This window comes from Pseudomonas sp. XP1 (genome assembly GCF_053557675.1).
Window position 1 is genome coordinate 164,005 of sequence record NZ_JBNRIJ010000006.1, and the last position, 18,158, is coordinate 182,162.

Genomic DNA, 18,158 nt, shown 5'->3' on the forward strand with positions numbered 1-18,158 from the left:
CAGTGCAGACACAGCACAAGGCCCCGTCGATTCTGCTGCCCGCCATTCGACTATCCCATGCCCCCAGCCACCCCGGCTGCCAACAGGAGAGTCCCCATGCGCAAACTCATCGTAGCCGCCTTCATCAGCCTCGACGGTGTCATGCAGGCCCCCGGCGGCCCGCAGGAAGACACCAGCGGCGGCTTCACCTACGGCGGCTGGATCGTGCCCTACGCCGAGGAAGTCTTCGGCCAGGCCATGCAGGCCCTGTTCAGCCAGCCCTTCGAGCTGCTGCTGGGCCGTCGCACCTACGACATCTTCGCCGGCTACTGGCCAAAGGTAAAAGACAGCTCGGAAGACTTCTCCATCGCCAACCTGTTCAACAGCGTGCCCAAGCACGTGGCCACCCACACCCCCGCAACCCTCGACTGGCACAACAGCCACTCCCTGGGCGCGGACGTCACCGCAGCGGTCCGCGCGCTGAAACAACAGGACGGCGCCAACCTGCTGACTCAGGGCAGCAGCGATCTGGTGCAACAACTGCTGTCGGCGGGCCTGGTCGATGAACTGCAACTGCTGATCCACCCGTTGCTGCTCGGCCACGGCAAGCGCCTGTTCGGCGACGATGCGGCAGCGGCGGCCTTCACCCTGCAGCACTCGCAGGTTTCGCCCAAGGGCGTGGTCATCGCCCGCTACGTGCGTGCTGGCGAAGTGCAGACCGGTTCGTTCTGAAAGGCACGATTCTGTACAACTTTTGCCTCTCGCCCGCATCGAAACACAGGTAAGCCCTGTCCGTATCAAGGAGGTTCACCATGGCGCTACGCAACACGTTGCTGCTTTCCTGCATGACCCTGGCCCTGCTCGGCTGCGCCGGCAACGATCACCCGGCGCCGCCGCGCACCCAGCAGGTCGACCTGCAACGTTACCAGGGCACCTGGTACGAACTCGCGCGGCTGCCGATGTTCTTTCAGCGCAACTGCGTGCAGTCCGAGGCGCGCTATGGGCTGCGAGAGGACGGCCGCATCGACGTGACCAACCGCTGCCGGGAAAAGGACGGCCAGTGGAACCAGGCCAAGGGCATCGCCGAAGCCCAGCAACCGGGCAGCACCGACAAGCTCTGGGTGCGCTTCGACAACTGGTTCAGCCGCCTCGCGCCCGGCCTGACCAAGGGCGAGTACTGGGTGCTGTACCACGACCAGGACTACCGCGTGGCGTTGGTCGGCCACCCGAACCGCGAATACCTGTGGCTGCTTTCGCGCACGCCCGCGGTCACCGACCAATTGCGCGAGCAATTGCTGACGATCGCCCGGGAGCAAGGCTATGACACCAGCAAGCTCATCTGGCGGCAGGCCGAGTAGGCAAGACCTGGCGCGCCATCGACGACATGCGGCAATCCGGCTAAGGTGTGCGCCCCCGTACACCTTGAAGGAACGAGCCCGTTGAGTACCACGCCGCCATCAGCACCTTGTCTCCGTCTGACGCACATCGGCCCGCTGGTACTGGCGTCACTGCCGGACTGAAACAAGGAGGCAGACCATGGACCTGCTGTTTCTGGGCACCTCCGCCGGCGTGCCGACCAAGGCGCGCAACGTCAGTGCCACCGCTGTGATCGAAGCCAGTGGCAGCCACTGGTACCTGGTCGACTGCGGCGAAGGCACCCAGCACCGGCTGCTGCATACGCCGCTGTCGATTCGCGACTTGCGTGCCATCTTCATCACCCACGTGCATGGCGACCATTGCTTCGGCCTGCCGGGCCTGCTGGCCAGCGCCGGCATGAGCGGGCGCACCCAGCCACTGGACCTTGTTCTGCCCGCCGCCCTGCACGACTGGGTGCGCCAGGGGCTGGTGGCCAGTGATACCTTTTTGCCGTTCGAACTGCGCCTGCTGGCCGTGGAAGAGCTGGTGGAGTGGCGCAGTGACGCCCTGCAAGTGACCAGCGTGCAGCTTTCGCACCGGGTGCCGAGCGTCGGTTTCGTGTTCACCGAACTAAAACCCGAACCGCGGCTGGACATCTCGCGCCTGGAAGCCGAAGGCATCCCCCGCGGCCCGTTGTGGGGCGACCTGGCCAAGGGCCTGACGGTGCCGCATGGCGGGAGGCTGCTGCACGGCAATGACTACCTACGCCCTTCACGCCCGCCACGGCGGGTGATCGTGTGCGGCGACAACGACAACCCCGAGCTGTTGGCCGACGTTGCCGAGGGCGCGGACGTGCTGGTGCACGAGGCCACGTTCACCCAGGCGGTGGTCGAGCGCACAGGGGTCACCTTCGGCCACAGCACCGCGGCTGCAGTGGCGCGCTTTGCCGAAACTGCGGGCGTGCGCAACCTGGTGCTGACGCACTTCAGCGCCCGCTACCAGAGCGACCCACGGCGCAGCCCGAGCATCGACAACGTGCGCGACGAAGCCCTCGCCCACTACAGCGGGCGGCTGACCCTGGCGCAGGACCTGCAGCGTTATCACATTGGGCGCGATGGCTGTCTTGAGCCCGCGGGATGAATTGTGGAGCTTCGCAGGTGCTCGCCACAACCCGCTGCTCCACTATGCCGCCAACCGGCCACTGGCAATCGCCTCGGACGCCGCCAGCATCGCGCGCAGCAACACCGCGCAGCCCGCGGCCAGGTCCTCGGGTGTGGCGTTCTCGATCTCGTTATGGCTGATACCGTTCTCGCACGGCACGAAAATCATCCCCGCCGGCCCCAGTTCGGCCAGGAAGATCGCGTCGTGCCCCGCGCCGCTGACAATGTCCATGTGCGGCAGGCCCAGCGCCTGCGCAGATTCACGCACAGCATCGACACACCCCTGGTCGAAGTACAACGCCGGGAAATCGGCCGTGGGTACCAGTTCGTGGCTCAGGCCATGCCTGGCACAGGTCGCCTCGATCACCGCGCGCACATCGGCAATCATGGCATTCAGCTGCTCACCCTCCAGATGACGGAAATCCAGGGTCATGCGCACTTCGCCCGGGATCACGTTGCGCGAACCTGGGTAGGCCTGCAGGCAACCCACCGTGCCACAGGCATGGGGCTGGTGGCCGAGGGCGGTGCGGTTGACTGCCTCCACCACCGCCGCCGCGCCAACCAGGGCGTCCTTGCGCAGGTGCATGGGCGTAGGGCCGGCGTGCGCCTCGACACCGCGCAGGGTCAGGTCGAACCACTTCTGGCCCAGCGCGCCCAGCACCACGCCGATGGTCTTGCGCTGATCTTCGAGGATCGGGCCCTGCTCGATATGCGCTTCGAAATAGGCCCCCACCGGGTGGCCTGACACGACGCGCGGACCGGCGTAGCCGATGGCGTTCAACGCCTCGCCAACGCTGACACCCTGGGCGTCGCGCTTGGCCAGGGTTTCCTCCAGGGTGAACTTGCCGGCGAACACCCCGGAGCCCATCATGCACGGCGCAAAGCGCGAACCTTCCTCGTTGGTCCACACCACCACTTCCAGCGGTGCTTCGGTTTCCACGCCGAGGTCGTTGAGGGTGCGGAGCACCTCCAGCCCGGCCATCACCCCGAAGCAGCCGTCGAACTTGCCACCGGTGGGCTGCGTGTCGATGTGGCTACCGGTCATTACCGGGGGCAGCTTGGGGTTACGCCCGGGGCGGCGGGCGAATATGTTGCCAACGGCGTCGATGCTGACCGTGCAACCCGCGGCCTCGCACCACTGCACGAACAGGTCGCGGGCCTGGCGGTCGAGGTCGGTCAGGGCCAGGCGGCACACGCCGCCCTTGGCGGTGGCACCGAGGCGGGCCAGGTCCATCAGGGACTGCCAAAGGCGGGTGCTGTCGATATGGTGAGTGGTGGTCTTCAGGATCTCTTTGACTGGGGTCACGGGTTTCTCCTTCAGGCTTTTCTGTTGTCTGTGCTGGCCTCTTCGCGGGTAAACCCGCTCCCACAAGGACCGCGTTGGCCTCGGGACCTGCGCTGTACCTGTGGGAGCGGGTTTACCCGCGAAAAAGCCAGCGCGGTCTCACGGCAAGGGCTTGGCCACTCGCGCCGGGCTGCGCGCGACCACGCCGGCGAAGAGGTAATACAGCGCCCCACCCAGCAGCGAACCGGTGAACCAGCCGTAGTCGTAGAACCAGCTGAAACTGTTGTTGCCAATCGCCATGACGGTCAGCGCCACCGGCAACGCAAAGGCGGCAAAACCGGCCCAGTTCCACGCCGGGTACACGTCGTCGCGGTACAGCCCGGCCAGGTCCAGCTTCTGCCGGCGAATCAGGAAGTAGTCCACCACCATGATCCCGGCGATCGGCCCCAGCAGGCTGGAATAACCCAGCAGCCAGTTGGAGTACACACTCTCCAGGCTCAGGTCGGAGACGATCCAGCCCAGCTTCTTCAGCAACTCATGCCCCATAAGCGCCAAGCCGATGAAGCCGGTCAGCCACACCGCTCGGCTGCGACCGATCAGGCGTGGGGCGATGTTCTGGAAGTCGTTGGTCGGCGACACGATGTTCGCCGCGGTGTTGGTCGACAGCGTGGCGATCACGATCAGCGCCATGGCCAGGGCCACCCAGAACGGGCTGTGGATCTTGCCGATCAGGCTGACCGGGTCGGACACGGTCTCGCCAACCAGCGACGCCGAGGCAGCGGTCAGCACCACGCCCAACGCGGCGAACAGGAACATGGTCAGCGGCAAGCCGAAGATCTGCCCGAGAATCTGGTCCTTCTGGCTGCGGGCGTAACGGCTGAAGTCGGGAATGTTCAGCGATAGCGTGGCCCAGAAACCGACCATGGCGGTAAGCCCGGCGCAGAAGTAGCCGAGCATGTTCGCTCCTTCCGGGCGCTTGGGCGGCTGGGCCAGCAGTTCGGTCATCGACATGTGCGGCAAGGCCCAGAACAGCAGGCCTACGCCAACCGCCACCAGCAGCGGTGCCGACAGCGTTTCGAGCCACTTGATCGACTCGGCGCCGCGCAGCACCACCCACAGGTTCAGGCACCAGAAGATCATGAAGCCGATCACCTCGCCAGTGCCGCCCAGGGCCTTCCAGCCGTCGAACACCGAGCCGAGGAACAGGTGGATGGCCAAGCCGCCGAACATGGTCTGGATGCCGAACCAGCCACAAGCGACTACCGCGCGGATCAGGCATGGCACGTTTGAGCCGATGATGCCGAACGACGAACGCAGCAGCACCGGGAACGGAATGCCGTACTTGGTGCCAGGGAAGGCGTTGAGGGTGAGCGGAATCAGCACGATCAGGTTGGCCAGCAAGATCGCCAGCAAGGCTTCGCCCACGCTGAGGCCGAAGTAGGCGGTGAGCACGCCGCCGAGGGTGTAGGTGGGCACGCAGATGGACATGCCCACCCACAGGGCGGTGATATGCCATTTGTTCCAGGTACGCTGGTGCACCTTGGTCGGGGCGATGTCGTGGTTGTAGCGCGGGCTGTCGAGAACATCGCTGCCCTCGGACAGCTCGAACAAGCCATCCTGCTCGACCACTTCCGATCTGCTTTGCTGCATGGGAGCCTTCTCCAGATTTTTTGTAGTTGTTTGCCCATCGGGTTCACTCGATGGCCGGAGTACACACGCATTCATGTGTTTGAAAATCTCGACCAGATTTTCATCTTGTCAAGTTAGTCAACGCTTTGGAAAACCGCGCAGTCAACGCGCTGAAATAAATTAACTCTTTAATATCAATAGCTTAAAAACCACAAATTTAATGTGAAAATTTTCTTGCCGAATCCAGGATCTGCATCTAGCCTCGAATCTTGTCAGGCCTGACAGGATTAACCACCCCTGCCCGCCCTGCACCAAGACAATTCCAAGAACCGGCCCAGACCGGTCAGCCTGCGAGGAAAACGGCATGTCCCTGTTGATCCGTGGCGCCACCGTGGTCACCCACGAAGAGAGTTACCCCGCCGATGTCCTGTGTGCCGATGGCCTTATCAGCGCCGTCGGGCAAAACCTCGAACCGCCCACCGGCTGCGAAACCCTCGACGGCAGCGGCCAGTACCTGATGCCCGGCGGCATCGACCCGCATACCCACATGCAGCTGCCGTTCATGGGCACCGTGGCCAGCGAGGACTTCTTCAGCGGCACCGCCGCGGGCCTGGCCGGTGGCACTACCTCGATCATCGACTTCGTCATCCCCAACCCGCAGCAGTCGTTGCTGGAGGCCTTTCACACCTGGCGCGGCTGGGCGCAGAAAAGCGCCAGCGACTACGGCTTCCATGTCGCCATCACCTGGTGGAGCGAGCAGGTAGCCGAAGAGATGGGCGAACTGGTGGCCAACCATGGGGTGAACAGCTTCAAACACTTCATGGCCTACAAGAATGCGATCATGGCCGCCGACGACACCCTGGTCGCCAGCTTCGAGCGATGCCTGCAACTGGGTGCAGTGCCCACCGTGCATGCCGAGAACGGCGAACTGGTGTACCACCTGCAGAAAAAACTGCTGGCCCAGGGCCTGACCGGGCCAGAAGCCCACCCGCTGTCACGTCCGTCCCAGGTCGAGGGCGAGGCGGCAAGCCGCGCCATCCGCATTGCCGAGACCCTGGGCACGCCACTGTACCTGGTGCATGTTTCCAGCCGCGAAGCGCTGGACGAAATCGCCTATGCCAGGGGCAAGGGCCAGCCGGTGTACGGTGAAGTCCTGCCCGGCCATCTGCTGCTGGATGACAGCGTCTACCGCGACCCGGACTGGGCCACCGCCGCAGGCTATGTGATGAGCCCACCATTCCGCCCACGTGAACACCAGGAGGCACTGTGGCGCGGGCTGCAGTCGGGCAACCTGCACACCACCGCCACCGACCATTGCTGCTTCTGCGCCGAACAGAAAGCCATGGGCCGCGACGACTTCAGCCGTATCCCCAACGGCACTGCCGGCATCGAGGACCGCATGGCGGTGCTGTGGGATGCCGGGGTGAACAGCGGGCGCCTGTCGATGCATGAGTTCGTCGCGCTGACCTCCACCAACACCGCGAAGATCTTCAACCTGTTCCCGCGCAAGGGTGCCATTCGTGTTGGCGCTGACGCCGACCTGGTGCTGTGGGACCCGCAAGGCACCCGCACCATCTCGGCCAAGACCCACCACCAGCAGGTGGATTTCAACATCTTCGAAGGCCGTACCGTGCGCGGCATCCCCAGCCATACCATCAGCCAGGGCAAGGTGCTCTGGGCCGATGGCGACCTGCGTGCGGAAAAAGGCGCGGGGCGGTATGTGGAACGGCCGGCGTATCCGTCGGTGTATGAGGTGCTGGGGCGCAGGGCCGAAGTGCAGCGGCCGACGCCCGTGCAGCGCTGAAGCCATTGGGCTGCTGCGCAGCCCATCGCCGGCAAGCCAGCTCCCACAGGAATAGTGCTGCTCTCCAGGACGTGGCTCTCCTGATGGCACCAGCTCTTACAGGGATGGCACTGCTCTCAGGGACAACACTGTACCTGTGGGAGCTGGCTTGCCGGCGATTGGGACGCAAAGCGCCCCCATTCCAAGCCAAATACAAGAAAGAGGCTATAACCGTGATCGACGCTCTGAACCACTTGCCGCGCCCCCGGGCCGGTGCCGACCAGCTGGCCGAGCGCTTCAGCGACCTGGCCCCACCCCTCACCGCCCGCCAGGCCGCCGTCGAAAGCGCACGCTGCCTGTATTGCTATGACGCCCCCTGTGTCAACGCCTGCCCCAGCGAGATCGACATCCCGTCGTTCATCCACCGCATCAGCGACGAAAACCTGCAAGGCGCCGCCGAGCGCATTCTCTCGGCCAACATCCTCGGCGGCAGTTGCGCCCGCGTCTGCCCCACCGAAATCCTTTGCCAGCAAGCCTGCGTACGCAACAACGCGCAGGAATGCGCACCGGTGCTGATCGGCCAGCTGCAGCGCTATGCCCTGGACAACGCCCACTTCACCGAGCACCCGTTCCAGCGCTCGCCGGCCACTGGCAAGCGCATCGCCGTAGTTGGTGCCGGCCCCGCCGGGCTGTCGTGCGCCCACCGCCTGGCCATGCACGGGCATGATGTGGTCGTGTTCGAGGCCAGCGACAAGGCCGGGGGCCTCAACGAGTACGGCATCGCCCGCTACAAGCTGGTGGACGACTACGCCCAGCGTGAAGTGGAATTCCTGCTTGGTATCGGTGGCATTGAAATTCGCCATGGCCAGCGCCTGGGCAGCAACCTCGGCCTGGGCGAACTGCGCGACCAGTACGACGCAGTGTTCCTCGGCCTCGGCCTGAATGCTGTGCGCCAGCTCGGCCTGCCGGATGAAGAGGCCCCCGGCCTGCTCGCCGCCACCACATACATCCGCAAACTGCGCCAGGCCGACGACCTGAGCCAGTTGCCCCTGGCCGACCGCTGCCTGGTGATCGGCGCCGGCAACACCGCCATCGACATGGCCGTGCAGATGAGCCGCCTGGGTGCTCGCGACGTCAACCTGGTGTACCGCCGCGGCCATGCCGACATGGGTGCGACCGGCCACGAGCAGGACATCGCCAAGGCCAACCAGGTACGCCTGCACACCTGGGCCCGCCCCGATGCCGTGCTGCTGGACGACAGCGGCAAGGTGCGCGGCATGCGCTTTGCCCGCACCGAGCTGGCAGACGGCCGCCTGCACGACACTGGCGAAACCTTCGAGCTGGCCGCAGATGCAATTTTCAAGGCGATCGGGCAACGCTTCGACGACGCCAGCCTCGGCGACCCGGTGGCCGCACAGCTGGCGCGCGACGGCGAGCGCATCCGCGTCGACGAAACGATGCAGACCAGCCTGCCGGGGGTCTATGCCGGCGGCGACTGCACCGCCCTGGGCCAGGACCTGACCGTCCAGGCCGTGCAACACGGCAAGCTGGCCGCCGAAGCCATCCATGCCCAACTCATGCTCAACGTGGAGGCTGCGTAAATGGCCGACCTGTCCATCGAATTTGCCGGCATCAAGGCACCCAACCCCTTCTGGCTGGCCTCCGCACCGCCAACCGACAAGGCCTACAACGTGGTCCGCGCCTTCGAGGCCGGCTGGGGTGGCGTAGTGTGGAAAACACTGGGCGAAGACCCGGCGGCAGTCAACGTGTCGTCGCGCTACTCGGCGCATTACGGCCCCAACCGCCAGGTGCAGGGCATCAACAACATCGAGCTGATCACCGACCGCTCGCTGGACATCAACCTGCGCGAAATCACCCAGGTGAAGAAGGACTGGCCCGACCGCGCACTGATCGTGTCGCTGATGGTGCCGTGCGTGGAAGACTCGTGGAAGTTCATCCTGCCGCTGGTGGAAGCCACCGGGGCCGATGGCATCGAACTGAACTTCGGCTGCCCGCACGGCATGCCGGAGCGCGGCATGGGTGCGGCGGTCGGCCAGGTGCCGGAGTACGTCGAAATGGTCACCCGCTGGTGCAAGACGTACTGCTCGCTGCCGGTGATCGTCAAGCTCACGCCGAACATCACCGACATCCGCCAGTCGGCCCGCGCCGCCCACCGTGGCGGGGCCGATGCGGTGTCGTTGATCAATACCATCAACTCGATCACCAGCGTCGACCTCGATCGCATGGTCGCCCACCCCATCGTAGGTGACCAGAGCACCCATGGCGGCTACTGCGGTTCGGCGGTGAAGCCGATTGCCCTCAATATGGTGGCGGAAATCGCCCGCGACCCGCAGACGCACGGTTTGCCGATCTGCGGTATTGGCGGCATCGGCAGCTGGCGTGACGCAGCCGAGTTCATGGCCCTGGGCAGCGGCGCCGTGCAGGTGTGCACGGCAGCGATGCTGCACGGCTTCCGCATCGTCGAGGACATGAAGGACGGCCTGGCGCGCTGGATGGACCAGCATGGGCACCACAACATCGAGGCGTTCCGCGGCCAGGCGGTAGGGCATACCACCGACTGGAAGTACCTGGACATGAACTACAAGTCGGTGGCGCACATCGACCAACAAGCATGCATTGGCTGCGGGCGCTGCCACATTGCCTGTGAGGATACTTCCCACCAGGCGATTGCCAGTACGCTGAAGGCAGATGGCACGCATGCCTACAGTGTGATCGAGGAAGAATGCGTGGGCTGCAACCTGTGCCAGATCACCTGCCCGGTGGAGAGCTGCATCGAAATGGTGGCTCAGGATACCGGCAAGCCTTACCTGAACTGGACGCAGGACCCGCGTAACCCCTACCGCGAGGCCAGCTGAAACCCATCGGGGCCGCGCGGCGGCCCCGACCTCAAGGCTCCAGCCCGATCCCCCGCAAGATCACACTGGTCACCGTCTGCACGGCATTTTCAAAGGCCATGTCCGACAACGCCTCCCCGCCATTGAGCAACGTCACCTGGTAACCAAAGTCGGCATAGTGCTGGGTCGAGGCCCAGATCATGTACAAAAGCGCCGACGGCTCCACCGGCAGGATGCGCCCCTCCTCCACCCAGCGGCGGATCTTGGCTTCCTTCAGCTTGGCCCAGGGCACCAGGCTTTCATCCAGGTTCACCCCCAGCACCGGCGCCCCATGCAGCATCTCTTCGGCCCAGATCTTCGAGCCCAGCGGCCGCGAGCGCGAGTGGCCCATCTTTGCCCGAATGTAACTGGTGAGCACCACGCGCGGGTCGTCGAAGTTCTCGAAGCACAGCGCGTCCTGCTTCCACACATCCAACAGGTCCTGCAGCACAGCACGGAACAGGTCGTCCTTGGTGCTGAAGTAGTAATGAAGGTTGGAACGCGGCAACTCGGCCTGCTCGGCGATATCACCCATCGAGGTGGCGCCATAGCCCTTCTCGGCGAACACCTTTTCCGCCGCCTGCAGAATCTTCTCGATATTGCGTCGGCGGATTTCGATCTTGTGGTTGGCCATCAGGCTTGGGCCGTCCACACCGCCAGCTCATGACCGTCTGGGTAGATGAAATTGAACTCGATGTTGTCGATCTGCCGGTCAGTACCGCGAATGCCCATGTGTGCTCCGTGCCAAAGGGGTTTGCCCTAGTCTACTCCGCTTACTCCAAGCCAGCGCAATCCCTGTAGGAGACCGCCACCTGACTTAGCTACAGCTCGCCCGATCACGCACCGGGCACTGTGCGCGGTGCAGGTTCAGTGCGGTGTTGATGATGCCGATATGACTGAACGCCTGGGGGAAGTTGCCAAGCATGCGCTGGCCCGCCGGGTCGTACTGTTCGGCCAGCAGGCCAAGGTCGTTGCACAGGCCGGTCAAGCGTTCGTACAGTGCCTGCGCTTCTGCCTGGCGGCCCAGCAATACATACACGTCGGCCAGCCAGAACGAACACACCAGGAAGGTGCCCTCCCCGGCCGTCAGGCCATCGCTGCAGCGATCGCTGTCATAGCGCAGCAGCAGGCCGTTTTTCAGCAGGCGTTGTTCGACCTGTTCGAGCGTGCGCAAAAAGCGCGGGTCATCCGCGGGCAGGAAGCCGGTCAGGGCGATCTGCAACAAGCTGGCGTCCATCTCGGTCGAGCCATAGGCCTGGACGAAAAAGCGGCCGCTGGGGTCCAGGCCCTGCGCGCACACTTCACGACGAATCTCGTCAGCCACCTGGCGGTAATGCCTCCCGCGCTCGCGGCCCTCCTCGGTGGTGTCGGCCAGCCCCGCGGCACGGTCGAACGCCACCCAGGCCATGACCTTGGAGTGCACGAACTGCTGCCGGCCGCCGCGCACTTCCCAGATGCCCTCGTCCGCCTGGCGCCAGATGCGCTCGACGTAAGGCAGGATCGAGCGGGCGATGGCGGCGCTGCGCGAGTGGCGGGGCAAGCCGCCCTTGATTGCCTGGGTCATGGCATCGGCGAGCTCGCCGTAGATGTCCAGCTGCATCTGCGCTGACGCTGCATTGCCCACCCGCACCGGTTGCGAGTGCTCGTAGCCGGCCAGCCACGGCAAGGTGTATTCCTGCAGGTCGCGTTCGCCGGCCAGGCCGTACATGATCTGCATCTGCTCCGGGTTGCCGGCCACCGAGCGCAACAACCACTCGCGCCAAGCCTGGGCTTCATCGAAGTAGCCGAGGTTCATGAAGGCCAGCAGTGTCATGGTCGCGTCGCGCAGCCAACAGAAGCGGTAGTCCCAGTTGCGCTCGTGACCGATGCGCTCGGGCAGCGAGGTGGTGACGGCGGCAACGATGCCGCCGGTGGGCGCATAGGTCATGGCCTTGAGGGTCAGCAGCGAGCGGCGCACCAAGGAGGAGTATGGGCCCACCTGTGGGCAGCGGGCGGCGAAGGCCTGCCATTGGTCGATGGTCTGCGCCAGCGCTTCGTCGCTATCACAGCCGGGCTGCACCGGCAGGTGCGATGGCTGGTGACGCAGGCTGAACACCTGGCGTTCGCCCGCACCGACGCGAAAGCGGGCGACGGTGTGCTGGTCGCGGGCATGCGGGGGAACGGTGCTGCACAGAATCAGTCGGTCGGGGCCGGCGACAGCGCTGAGGGTCAGCGGGTCGAGCCGTTCTACCCAGGGCACGCTGCGGCCGTAGTCGAAGCGCATTACCAGGTCCATTTCGAAGTTGGTTTCGCCGGCTAGGCCTTCGACGATGCGCACCAGCGCGTTGACCTCGCCCAGCGGCATGAAGTCCAGCACGCGGGCGCGGCCGGTGGCGGTGACCCAGATGGTTTCCAGCACCAGGGTGTCGTCCAGGTATTGGCGGCTGCTGTGTTCGACCGGGTCGCTGGGGGCCAGGCGCCAGCGGCCGTTTTCCTCGTTGCCCAGCAGTGCGGCGAATACCGCGGGGGCGTCGAAGCGTGGCAGGCACAGCCAGTCGAGCGAGCCATCGCGGCTGACCAGGGCGGCGCTGCGGCAATTGCCCAGCAGGGCATAGTCTTCGATGTGGGCCGGCATTGAGGCTCCTTAGTATGGTTGCCTGTGCTGGCCTTTTCGCGGGTGAACCCGCTCCCACAGGTACATCACAGGCCTTGAAACCATCGATATCCCTGTGGGAGCGGGTTCACCCACGAAAGGGCCAGCACAGGCTTTACAAATAACTCACCCCAACCGATGCCACTCCCGCTTGTCCCGGGTCAGCAATTCATTGCCGGCCTCGGGCCCGTCTTCACCGGCCGGGTATTCGTGCACCTCGCCGCCCTGGGCCCAGGCATCCAGGAATGGCTGCACCGCGCGCCAGCCGTTCTCGATGTTGTCAGCCCGCTGGAACAAGGTCTGGTCACCGGTCAGGCAGTCGTAAATCAGCGTCTCGTAGCCGGTCGCCGGGGTCATCTTGAAGAAGTCCTTGTAGGCAAAGCCCAGCTCGACATTCTCCATTACCAGCTCCGGCCCGGGGCGCTTGGCCTGCAGGTCGAACCACATGCCCTCGTTGGGCTGGATCTGGATTTTCAGGTAATTGGGCTTGGGCCGCTCCAGCTCCGATTCGCGGAACTGCGCATAAGGCGCGGGCTTGAAGCAGATGGCAATTTCGGTATCACGCACGCTCATGCGCTTGCCAGTTCGCAGGTAGAACGGCACGCCAGCCCAGCGCCAGTTGTCGATCATCACCTTCAGCGCCACATAGGTCTCGGTCTGGCTGTCCGCCGCGACGTTGGCCTCGTGGCGGTAGCCAAGCAACTGCTTGCGCCCCTGCTTGCCGGCGCTGTACTGGCCGCGCACGGAGTTTTTCAAGGCCATCTTCGTCGACCACGGACGGATGGCGCCGATCACCTTGGCCTTTTCGCTGCGCACGGCATCGGCGGCAAACGCCGCCGGGGGCTCCATGGCTACCATCGCCAGCAACTGGAACAGATGATTGGGCACCATGTCGCGCAACGCGCCGGTGCTGTCGTAGAACGCACCACGGGTCTCGACACCTACGGTTTCCGCAGCGGTGATTTGCACATGGTCGATGTAGTGGTTGTTCCAGAACGACTCGAACAAGCCGTTGGAGAACCGGCTGACCAGGATGTTCTGCACCGTCTCTTTGCCCAGGTAATGGTCGATGCGGTAGATCTGCCGCTCGCCCATTACCTTCAACAGGCAGGCGTTGAGCGCCTCGGCGCTGGCCAGGTCGGTGCCGAAGGGCTTTTCGACCACGACGCGGCGAAAACCGCCGGCCGATTCGTCGAGCAGCCCGGCCTGCCCCAGGCGCTGCGCCACTTCGGGGAAGAAGCGCGGCGAGGTCGCCAGGTAGAAGATGGCGTTGCCGTGGCGGGTTGTGTCGATGCGCTTGGCGAGGGCCTGGTACGTGGCCGGGTCGAGGAAATCGCCGGTCTGGTAATCCAGGCGCTTGGCCAGACGTGCCCACAGCTTCTCATCCAGGCACTTGGCCGTGCCCTCGCCACCTTTGTCACGCTCGACCATGAACGCATGCAGGCGCCCGGCGAATTCCTCGGCAGTGGCCGGGTTGTGGTCGACACCAACGATACGCAGGTTGCGGTCCAGCAGGCCGTCACGGCTGAGGTTGTAAAGCGCCGGCATCAGCAGGCGCTTGACCAGGTCGCCATTGGCGCCGAACAGGAACAGAGTGCATGGCGGAGCGGCCGGAATGCTCTGTTTGGTCATTCGGCTTTTTTCTCGACGTGGCCACCGAAGCCCAGGCGCATGGCCGAGAGAATCTTGTCACCATAGGTGCCTTGCTGCTGGCGCGAGCGGAAGCGGGCGAACAGCGCGCTGGACAGCACCGGCACCGGCACCGCCTGCTCGACGGCGGCGTCGATGGTCCAGCGGCCTTCACCACTGTCGGATACCGAGCCACTGAACTGCGACAGCTGCGGGTCGGCCACCAGCGCATCGGCGGTGAGGTCGAGCAGCCACGAGGTGACCACGCTGCCACGCCGCCACACTTCGGCGATTTCGGCCACGTTCAGGTCGAAACGCTGGTCTTCCGGCAGTTCGTTGCCGCCCTTGCTGCGCAGCAGATCGAAACCTTCGGCATAGGCCTGCATGAGGCCGTACTCGATGCCGTTGTGCACCATTTTCACGTAGTGCCCGGCACCGGGTGGGCCGGCGTGGATGTAGCCGTGTTCGGCACGCTGGTGCTCGCCGCTGCGGCCATGGGTACGCGGGATGTCACCCACGCCCGGGGCCAGCGCCTTGAACAGTGGTTCCAGGCGCTCGAACACGTCCTTTTCGCCACCGATCATCATGCAGTAGCCACGGTCCAGGCCCCACACGCCGCCCGAAGTGCCGACGTCCAGGTAATGCAGCCGGCGCTTGGCCAGCTCGGCGGCGCGGCGCACATCATCCTTGTAGAAGGTGTTGCCGCCGTCGATGATCGCATCGCCCGGCTCCAGCAGCTCGGCCAGTTGAGCAATGGTCTGCTCGGTGGGCTCGCCGGCGGGCAGCATGACCCACACCGCACGCGGTGCTTTCAGCTTCTGTACCAGCGCACCGAGGTCGTGCGCGCCTTGGGCGCCCTCGCCTTCCAGGCCGTCGATGGCCTCGCGGTTACGGTCATGCACCACCGTACGGTGGCCGGCGCGCATCAGGCGCCTTGCGATATTGCCGCCCATGCGGCCCAGCCCGATGATTCCCAGTTGCATGAGCCGATGCTCCCCTTTCGAAATAAATGACAACACAATCCAGCTTTTCAGATTAGTCCAGCGAACCGATCGAGGGTTCAGCGACGAACGGCGAGACAACGATAAACAAAAAAGTTCCCAAGACCTGCGAAAGAATTCAAAATGCGCCCGCCTGAAGCGTCTACGCTTTAACTTGTCACCAGCCAAAACCGCGAGGTGTGCTCATGGGTACCTTGATGCCTGCAACCCCAACCCAGCCCCTCTATGTCTCCGTGCGCCGTGATGAGCTGCGTAAACTGAAGGACGAACGTGACCAGCTGCGCCAGCAGGTCGCCCAATTGAACCTGCTGCTGGCGCAAGCACGCACAGACGGCAAGGCCGTCAGCCTCTGAAGTTGCCCCGTCCCTGTGGGAGCTGAACTGCTCCCACATCGCTCAATCGAGCAGCCAGCTATTATCGCCATTTTCCAGGGTACCGCCATGACTGGTGGCATCGCCGACCCTGGCAAGCGGCTGCCCATCATCCATCATCAGTGCCGAGCCGCTGGTAATCACCGCCCCACACCCGAGCCTGTCGCCAACCCTGGCGGCTGCCCTGCCGTTGACGAAGAACAGACTGGAGCCGCTGCTGATGCTGGTCGGGCCGCACAATGGGCAGTGGTGAGGGTGACCCAGCAGAACGATGGCGGGCATTGTTGCCACTCCCGAATCATGTGAGGCGCCAGGCACGCATGCCGGCAGCGCCAATCAGAACGTTCTCGACAGCCGCCAGTGCACGACCTGGCCATCGATCTCAGGGAAAGGTACCTGGTGCATGAACACCTGCTCGCCCACCATGCGCTCGACGCAGACGTAGTACCCGGGCCATGGGCAAGGCGTGCCGGAAGGCCAGCCTGGGGCATCCTCGCGCCTGGCGGTTTCCGGGTCGCGGAACTGCTTGCCCAGGCGTCGGTAATGCGCCCTTTCGATGAGCGCCTGCGGGTAAAAGTGAGGAGCGCTTTTCAGGCCATCACCCTGCACAGACCATAAAAACGCCACCAGTGCGGCCTCGAAGGCCCAGTAACCCAAGTGGTCACTCCGTGCCCGGGTGTGGCGCTCGTGCCAGTAGCAAACGTGCGCATTGGCGTACCACTGCCCGAGATAGTGCATGAGCGCGTCATGCTGCGCGGGCCCTTTCAGGTCGAGGCTCTCCAGCAAGGCGCCATAAGGTTCGGGGTGAAGCAATGAGGTGCCAGGGTAGGCCTTGCCCAGCCGCTGGAACAGGCGATGCAGCAGCAGGTCGGGGCTGCGCTCGTCGTCCTGGTTCAGCCAACCCAGTACCTGGTCGACACGCTCGGGGTAACCGCACAGCACCGCCAGCGACAACAGCCACAAGGCAAGCCGGTATTCATCCGACACCCAGGGGCGCAACTGCTCGCTGGTTGCCGGGTACGCCGAAAAATGCCGGGCGAACTGGGCGAACGCATAGTCTGCATAGGCCTCTACAAGTTCCATCGGCTCGCCACCGGAATACCGCTGCACTGCCAGCTCCAGTGCCATGTGGGCCCAGTCACGGCTAAGGCCACGGTAGTGGTGCCTGTGCTCGGCTGGCCCGCTCAGCAATGCCTGGGCGTCAGGGTCGGCGAATTCCTGCTCTTTTTCACGGGTCGAAGCCAGGTAATGCTGCTCGACCATCCACGGGTCGCGCTTGATGCTGTCGAACTGGCCCATCGGCCCTCCCGCACGCTATAAGCCTTTCACCAAGCGCCAAACCAGAGAGCGCCCATTTTCGCTCGGCATCTCTACGCCTTGCATGAATGTCTGAGGCCCCACCGCCCATTCATCACATACCCACACACCCGTGCGCGGGCAGATTTCGCCCGACCTGGCAAGCGCATCCGAATATGGCGCGCTTTGCAGTTGTTCAGGGAAGCTTTTGATAACTTGACGCTTGCGAGCATCGTCTACCAAATCCTTCGGGTAGAAAGGAAGATCTCTATAGGGCGTATCGTCGACGCCCCACAACACAGTGACCAATCCTGCCTCAAATGCCCAATAGCCAAAGAAACCCGCATCGCTTCGTGCCTTGTGCCGGTCATGCCAATAACAGTTGCGCATGCCGCGATACCACTGCTTCAGGTAACTACGCACTGCCTGTTGCTGCTCATCCTTCTCGGTAGTTACGGCATTGAGCAATTCATGATAGGGGCGCTCATGAATCAACGTACTCCCGGGGATCGTCACCCCCACACGGGAAAACAGTTGCCGCAACAGGATGTCCTCACCGTCATCTGGGTCTTCACTCAAAAAACCTGCGATTTGCCTGATGCGCCCGGGCTTGTTGAACAGCACTGCAAACGATAGAAGCCAGAGTGTGTACTGATAGGCATCCGGCTCCCACAGTTTCAAGCTGAAACTCGGATAAGCTTGCTTGTGACGTTGAAACTGAGAAAACACGTGTTCAGCATAGGGCCGGAGGGACTCTATTGGCTCCCCCCCTGAATACAATTCAATCAATAGCTCAAGTGACTGAAAGCACCACCCCCAACTTAATCCCTCCACATTAACGTAGTCTGGCCAAGACCTAGCCAAAAATTCCTCAGCACTCCGCTCAAAGTATTTCTCTTTCAAATACGACACATCGTCAAGATAAAACTTCTCTTGAAGAAGCGGTTCTCTTTTAATCAGATCAAAATGCGCCATGACATCCCCCTAGCGAACAGTATCAACAATGGCACTTGCATTCCCTTCGAGCTTAGTCACACTCGATACGACCCCGTTTTCGTTTACTACTATTAGCCACCGCTCGTACCCCGCTTCTCGAATCGCATCTCCCTCCTTACGTCCCAACACGCTTTGTAATCCGGGGAC

Annotated in this window: 16 protein-coding genes; 7 read left to right on the forward strand and 9 right to left on the reverse strand. The window is 63.7% G+C overall.

What is annotated here, in order from left to right:
- Positions 1 to 96 precede the first annotated feature (96 nt).
- The 3 genes from ACK1U9_RS08370 to ACK1U9_RS08380 all read left to right on the forward strand — a co-directional run bounded on the left by ACK1U9_RS08370 (position 97) and on the right by ACK1U9_RS08380 (position 2,475).
- Complete coding sequence (locus ACK1U9_RS08370; protein WP_108481125.1) at positions 97 to 711, forward strand: dihydrofolate reductase family protein; 615 nt, start codon at positions 97 to 99, stop codon at positions 709 to 711.
- Between the two features lie 80 nt (positions 712 to 791).
- Positions 792 to 1,337 carry a lipocalin family protein gene (locus ACK1U9_RS08375; RefSeq protein ID WP_046617235.1) on the forward strand — a complete coding sequence of 182 codons (546 nt, stop codon included), beginning with the start codon at positions 792 to 794 and terminating at the stop codon, positions 1,335 to 1,337.
- Between the two features lie 178 nt (positions 1,338 to 1,515).
- Positions 1,516 to 2,475, forward strand: a complete 960-nt coding sequence (locus ACK1U9_RS08380) for a ribonuclease Z (RefSeq protein ID WP_108481126.1) — start codon at positions 1,516 to 1,518, stop codon at positions 2,473 to 2,475.
- 42 nt (positions 2,476 to 2,517) lie between these two features.
- Here ACK1U9_RS08380 and ACK1U9_RS08385 read toward each other — a convergent pair whose 3' ends face one another.
- Both ACK1U9_RS08385 and ACK1U9_RS08390 read right to left on the reverse strand, forming a co-directional pair.
- On the reverse strand, positions 2,518 to 3,801 hold the full coding sequence (locus ACK1U9_RS08385; RefSeq protein WP_108481127.1) for a Zn-dependent hydrolase: 1,284 nt from the start codon (positions 3,799 to 3,801) through the stop codon (positions 2,518 to 2,520).
- Positions 3,802 to 3,939: 138 nt separating this feature from the next.
- Positions 3,940 to 5,430: an NCS1 family nucleobase:cation symporter-1 gene (locus tag ACK1U9_RS08390; protein WP_046615651.1), complete on the reverse strand. Its 1,491-nt coding sequence runs from the start codon at positions 5,428 to 5,430 to the stop codon at positions 3,940 to 3,942.
- Positions 5,431 to 5,773: 343 nt separating this feature from the next.
- Between ACK1U9_RS08390 and hydA the strand changes: the two genes are divergently transcribed.
- From hydA to preA, 3 genes are all read left to right on the forward strand, one after another.
- A complete protein-coding gene (hydA, locus tag ACK1U9_RS08395) occupies positions 5,774 to 7,213 on the forward strand; it encodes a dihydropyrimidinase (protein WP_085599396.1) in 1,440 nt (479 codons plus the stop codon).
- A gap of 212 nt (positions 7,214 to 7,425) precedes the next feature.
- The gene (locus ACK1U9_RS08400) at positions 7,426 to 8,793 is read left to right on the forward strand and encodes an NAD(P)-dependent oxidoreductase (protein ID WP_196188022.1); all 1,368 of its coding nucleotides are present in this window, start codon (positions 7,426 to 7,428) and stop codon (positions 8,791 to 8,793) included.
- Entirely contained in the window at positions 8,794 to 10,068 is a 1,275-nt protein-coding gene (gene preA / locus ACK1U9_RS08405) for an NAD-dependent dihydropyrimidine dehydrogenase subunit PreA (RefSeq protein ID WP_046615648.1), read from the forward strand.
- A gap of 31 nt (positions 10,069 to 10,099) precedes the next feature.
- Here preA and ACK1U9_RS08410 read toward each other — a convergent pair whose 3' ends face one another.
- From ACK1U9_RS08410 to gnd, 4 genes are all read right to left on the reverse strand, one after another.
- Positions 10,100 to 10,720: a TetR/AcrR family transcriptional regulator gene (locus ACK1U9_RS08410; protein WP_015270992.1), complete on the reverse strand. Its 621-nt coding sequence runs from the start codon at positions 10,718 to 10,720 to the stop codon at positions 10,100 to 10,102.
- A gap of 183 nt (positions 10,721 to 10,903) precedes the next feature.
- On the reverse strand, positions 10,904 to 12,700 hold the full coding sequence (locus tag ACK1U9_RS08415; RefSeq protein ID WP_108481130.1) for a glycoside hydrolase family 15 protein: 1,797 nt from the start codon (positions 12,698 to 12,700) through the stop codon (positions 10,904 to 10,906).
- Positions 12,701 to 12,844: 144 nt separating this feature from the next.
- Positions 12,845 to 14,350, reverse strand: a complete 1,506-nt coding sequence (gene zwf / locus ACK1U9_RS08420) for a glucose-6-phosphate dehydrogenase (protein WP_108481131.1) — start codon at positions 14,348 to 14,350, stop codon at positions 12,845 to 12,847.
- A complete protein-coding gene (gnd, locus tag ACK1U9_RS08425) occupies positions 14,347 to 15,381 on the reverse strand; it encodes a phosphogluconate dehydrogenase (NAD(+)-dependent, decarboxylating) (protein ID WP_256573610.1) in 1,035 nt (344 codons plus the stop codon). The genes zwf and gnd overlap by 4 nt, the downstream gene beginning before the upstream one ends.
- Before the next feature lie 152 nt (positions 15,382 to 15,533).
- Here gnd and ACK1U9_RS08430 point away from each other — a divergent pair, with 152 nt between their 5' ends.
- Positions 15,534 to 15,701: a DUF6026 family protein gene (locus tag ACK1U9_RS08430; protein ID WP_449109818.1), complete on the forward strand. Its 168-nt coding sequence runs from the start codon at positions 15,534 to 15,536 to the stop codon at positions 15,699 to 15,701.
- Positions 15,702 to 15,743: 42 nt separating this feature from the next.
- On the opposite strand, the gene ACK1U9_RS08435 is transcribed toward ACK1U9_RS08430, so the two are convergent.
- From ACK1U9_RS08435 to ACK1U9_RS08445, 3 genes are read right to left on the reverse strand one after another with little or no spacing between them, the layout of a single operon-like run.
- Positions 15,744 to 16,001, reverse strand: coding sequence for a PAAR domain-containing protein (locus ACK1U9_RS08435; RefSeq protein WP_046615644.1), 258 nt, complete (start codon positions 15,999 to 16,001; stop codon positions 15,744 to 15,746).
- 54 nt (positions 16,002 to 16,055) lie between these two features.
- Positions 16,056 to 17,018 carry a PoNi-like cognate immunity protein gene (locus ACK1U9_RS08440; protein WP_108481613.1) on the reverse strand — a complete coding sequence of 321 codons (963 nt, stop codon included), beginning with the start codon at positions 17,016 to 17,018 and terminating at the stop codon, positions 16,056 to 16,058.
- 15 nt (positions 17,019 to 17,033) lie between these two features.
- Complete coding sequence (locus tag ACK1U9_RS08445) at positions 17,034 to 17,990, reverse strand: PoNe immunity protein domain-containing protein (RefSeq protein ID WP_449109819.1); 957 nt, start codon at positions 17,988 to 17,990, stop codon at positions 17,034 to 17,036.
- Positions 17,991 to 18,158 lie beyond the last annotated feature (168 nt).